Source organism: Frankia sp. AgKG'84/4, assembly GCF_023242965.2.
GTDB lineage: Bacteria > Actinomycetota > Actinomycetes > Frankiales > Frankiaceae > Frankia.
The window spans coordinates 1-865 of the sequence record NZ_JALKFU020000887.1 but is presented as its reverse complement, the minus strand read 5'-3'; the positions used below and the strand labels follow the sequence as shown (position 1 = coordinate 865).

The window sequence follows — 865 nt, the reverse complement described above, 5'->3', positions numbered from 1 at the left end:
GCGCCGAGTCGGCCCGGGCGCGGTGCAGGATCCGGCCCGGCGGCCGCTCGGCGCCGAGCAGCCAGTACCCGCGGTCCTCGCGCAGTCCCACCCGCGGCGGCGCCTCACAGGCCCCGTCGACCCGATGGGCATCAAAACCGCTGGTTGCCCCGGCGAACGTCGCGTGACACGTCGGGCAGTGCGCCGCGGTCAGCGCCGTCCAACAGGCATCACAGCCGCCGCAGCTGAGCAGGAGGGGACGCTCGTACTCGCTGTCCCGTCCAGGCATGAATCCGCCCTTCCCCCGATTCGAGATTCCCCGTCGACCGGGATTGTCACCGCTTCACGTTTCGAACGCGGGCATTTCCGCTTTCCGGCCCTGTGCCGCGTCGCGGCCGGTGGGCAAACCCGGGACCGACCCCGGCGTCCCGGTCCCCCGCGGCGCCCTGCCCGCGGCCCTACCCGTTCCGGGCAGGGCCGGTCTCCCGCCTCCTCGTCGTTCCCGACGCCCCGAACCAGGCGCCCACCAAGCAAGATAATCAACGCCGTTGACAGCATGTCGGCGTACATCGATCAAGAAGTAGAAGGGCAAACTACACCACCCGAAGCGAGAACCTTTGTTGATCATCGGAGGCTCGGTCCGGGTGCCCGTCGTGCACCGGGCGTGGGGGAGTGGCCCGCCCGGCGGTTCCGGGCGCGGACGGTGGGTGAAACTGTCGGACCCGACAAGGAGAATGACCGTATGGACTCGGCGACGCTGGGCCGGTCGCCGACGGCGACCGGTGATCCGCTGGCCCCGTTGTGGGCCGCGCGGCGGCCCGGGCGGGAGCCGCTGGCCCTGCTGTCGGTGCCGGGCGTCGGTGTCGCGCTGGCCTGGCCGCAGGCC

Annotated in this window: 1 protein-coding gene; it reads right to left on the bottom strand. The window is 72.0% G+C overall.

Features of this window, described 5'->3' with window-relative positions; all coding sequences use genetic code 11:
• Positions 1-268, bottom strand: a 268-nt coding sequence (locus MXD58_RS25850) for an FDXHR family putative zinc-binding protein (RefSeq protein ID WP_250610324.1), incomplete at its 3' end; no start/stop codon positions are given.
• Between the last annotated feature and the right edge of the window lie 597 nt (positions 269-865).